The organism is Streptomyces sp. NPDC002690 (genome assembly GCF_053592415.1).
The window spans coordinates 1-3,527 of the sequence record NZ_JBSFVR010000543.1; the positions used below are offsets into that span (position 1 = coordinate 1).

A 3,527-nucleotide genomic window follows, 5' to 3' on the forward strand; every position below is an offset into this window, starting at 1 on the left:
GCCGGAGCCGTAGGACGACTGCTGGGCGGTGTCGGCGGACGGGTCGTCCTGGGGCTGCCTCGTGGGCCTCGGCGAACGCCTCCTTGGCGTCAGACTTGGCACGTGTGGCGTCGGCCTTCTGCTCGGCGTCCCAGGCGTCGTCGCGCAGGTCGCGTGCCCGGTCCCGGGCGGCCTCCGCGTCGTTCCTGCGGGCCACCGCGGTGGACTCCGACGCCTCGGCCCTGTCCTTGGCCTCGTTGGCGTTGACCGCCTCCGCCTCGGCGTTCTGCCGGTGCTGGGCCGCCTCGGCCTGCTTGGCCTCGGCGGTCTCCTTCTCCTTCTTCGCCGTGGCTTCCTCGGCCTCGGCCGCGAGCCGCTTGGCGTGCGCGTCGGCCGCCGCCACCTTGGCGTCGGACTCCGCCGCCAGGGTCTCGGCGAGCTTGGCCTCGGCGGTCTCCTTGTCCTTCTTCGCGTTGTCGCGGTGCGTCTTGGCCGCCTCCGAGGCGGCCTTGGCCTGCAGTTCGGCCCGGTAGGCCGCCTGGCTGCGGAACTCCGTCTTGGACTGCGCGGCCTGCGCCAGTGCACGCTGGGCGATCGTGTCACTGTCCGCGGCAGCCGCCCGGGTGGCCGCCTCGGCGGTCTCGCCGGCCTTCACCAGGGCAGTCACCGCCGCGGCAGCGCCCTGCGTGACCTGCGCCTTCTGCTGTCCCACCAGCAGGCCGCGACCCCGCGGCGCCCCGTTGGCGTCCGCGATGGCGTACGCCGCCTGCTCGGCGGTGACGCTGGCGCTCTGGGCGGCCGTCGCGGCCGTCGCCTGACGCTTCAGCTCCGCCAGTTCTGCCTGCGCTCCCGTGCGTGCGGCACTCAGCCTCGCCGCGGCCTTGGTGAACTCCGCCGCGGGAGGCACGGTGCCGTTGTGCGCGGAGACCTTGAACAGCACCTTCTGCGTGGCGGCGGTGCTGCAGGCCGCCGCGAGCGCGTCCTGTCCCGCCGTGTACGCCGGGAAGTTGAGGCACTTGTTCGCCCCCACGTTCTGCAGGGTGGCGCTCGCCCGGACGCTGAACTTCCACACCTGCGCGGGCGTGCCGTTGCAGGTGTAGATCTGGATCTTCGTCTGGTTGGTGGCGAGGTCGAGGCACTTCTGCGCGTTCACGTTCTGAAGGCTGTAGCCCTGGCCGTAGCCGCCGGATATCCGCCACTGCTGGGCGGCCGCCGTGGAGCAGGTGACGACCTCGACGGCCGTGGCGTTCGCGGTGCCCGAGCCTTGGACGCCCAGACACTTGCCTGTCGCGCCCGGGATCTGCACGGCCATCGGCGAGTCGCCGATCCAGCCGATGCCGCCCGAGGACCAGTAGTCCTGCCAGCGGGTGATGTGGTCGGCGACCCATGAGTGGCCGAGCAACTTGCCCATCGACTCGGAGGCCACGGTCAGTGCCTGGACGGCGTTCTTGTTCGCGGTCAGGATGTCGTTGCGCTTGGCCGCCTGCGAGCCGATCTCCTGCTGCCACTCCGCCGCGGCGGTCGTGGAGACCTCGCCGAGGACCTTCTCCGGGTCCATCGGATCACGCCACGCGCACGCGGCGAAGCGGGACTTGAGGTCCTCGACCGCGATCCGGTGTTCGGCGGTGCCCGGCACCGGCGCCTTGTCCGGGAAGCCGCCCGAACTCAGGAAGAGGCGGGCGTTGTCGGCGCCGGTCGGCTCCAGGCTCCAGTCCGTCAGGTGCTCGTAGGCGGCCCGCAGAGCGAGCTGCCGGTTCCAGTCCGGCAGGGACGGGTCGGGGTCGCTCCCGTACAGCGGCTGCCCCAGGGCCTTGACCGCGGCGACGGTCTGCGCGTCGGCGGCCGGGGTGGCGTCCTCGTAGAAGTCGCTCTCGTCCTTCCAGAACCGGTCGGCGATCCAGTCGGTGAGGCCGGTCTGGGAGTGGAAGTCCTCGCCGTCGTCGCCGCTCGTGCCCGGTGGCCACTCGAAGTCGACGACGGATTTGAAGCCGCCCGGCGTCTCCAGCCCGGTGATCTTCCAGGTGTTGTGGAGCGCGTCGAGGCGGTCCAGTTCGGCCAGTGCGGCGGTCCGGTCCGATTCGTACGCGGTGGCGAGCGGCGTGTCCTCCCAGTAGTCCCGGTCCGCCAGTTCCCGCAACCGCTCCGGGCTCTGGTTCAGGGCGTCCTTGGCGCTGGTGGCCATGGCCGGCCCGCCGAGCCGCAGGACGTCGCTCATCAGACACTGGTCCTGCCGCAACAGCTCGGCGGGCGTGTCCTCGTACCAGTCGTAGTCGCTGGAGGCCGCCTCAGTGTTCGGGGCGGTGGGCCGGGCCAGGAGTTCGGGGGCGACGCCCACGCCCGCCAGCAGTGCGGCGGCCAGCAGGGGCGGCACGAGCCGGGCGGAGAGCCCGGATCGCCGGAGAACGGGTCTGCGTGACCCGGATGATCGTGAACGCACGTGTGCATCCTCTGTGTGGAGGGTGGACCGACCGGTCGATGACCAGTGGCGGGTGCCGCGACGCCGAGACGGCGCGCGGTCCGACGCGGGGGCAGGGGCGTCGGGGCGCGGCGGACGGCATGGGATGCACGGAGTGCGGGCATGGCGGTACGACGATGGACTTCCCCCGGCGACGTGGTTCCCCCGGTCGCTCGTCATGACGTGCGCGGTCCCGGTCTGGTCAGGACCGGGTCCGGCGCGGCGTCACTTTAGGCAGAAGTCGACACTTTCCGGTAGGGGTTGACGGGGGGCCGGGGGCAGATTGGCGCGATGTGGAATGTCGACTGCGGCGGCTCCGCCCGGCCGGCTGAAGGGCCGGCACCCACGGTTACCTGTGCGTAGCCTGTGTACTCAAGTTGCGTGTGGGGTGGATGGTGCGGCAGGAACTGGCCGGATTTCGCCCGTCCGTTGATGGGTCCTGCGACGCGGATGGCTGGTCGCTGCCGTCGTCGCGAGGCGGTTCTGTCGGTCCACCGTCTGCTCCACCTCGGTGACTCGGCGGCTCGGTGACCAGAACCTCCCTGTCCGGAAGCCATGAACGAGTTCGACCAGCTCCGGGCCGGAGTTGACGACGCATCCGAAGCGGCGATCCGTCCCCGTCGCGGAAGAGGCGGGTCGTCACATGGCCGGTCGCAGGGAACCCCCGTGGCAGGCCCGCGAGACCGCGAAGCCTTCGAGGGCCGGTATCCGACCGGCGCCGTGCTGCCGGAACGACGGCCTTTGTAAAATAGCTTTACAAGTCAAAATTCTTTACTGGAGGTAGCGGCGTGAGCAGGACACGGGAGGCGGCGACGGAAGCGCTGCGCGAGTGGGCCGCGAACTTTCGGACCGCCCGCCGCGACCGGCTGATCGCCTTGGCGTGGCAGGCGGGTGAGACCAGCATCCCCGTACTTGCCGAAGCCGCCCGCGTCAGCCGTCCGACCGTGTACGCGGCCCTGCGCTCGCAGGGCATCGAGCCCGGCCACCGCCCCAAGGGGCCGCGACCTGATGACGGAGTGGAAGGCGGCGGGCCGCGCCCAGCGCGAGGCCGAGGACGAGCTGTGGAACCGTTTCCGCGGCGCGCAGGACGTCT

1 protein-coding gene and 1 pseudogene are annotated in these 3,527 nt (G+C 71.3%); one reads left to right on the top strand and one right to left on the bottom strand.

The genetic code is table 11. The features are described 5' to 3' along the window. The coding region (locus tag ACWD3D_RS34890; RefSeq protein ID WP_451464698.1) for an RICIN domain-containing protein at positions 1–2,194 on the bottom strand (2,194 nt) is incomplete at its 3' end. 1,224 nt (positions 2,195–3,418) lie between these two features. Here ACWD3D_RS34890 and ACWD3D_RS34895 point away from each other — a divergent pair. Continuing rightward, positions 3,419–3,527, top strand: a pseudogene (locus ACWD3D_RS34895) (DUF349 domain-containing protein); the annotation flags it as partial.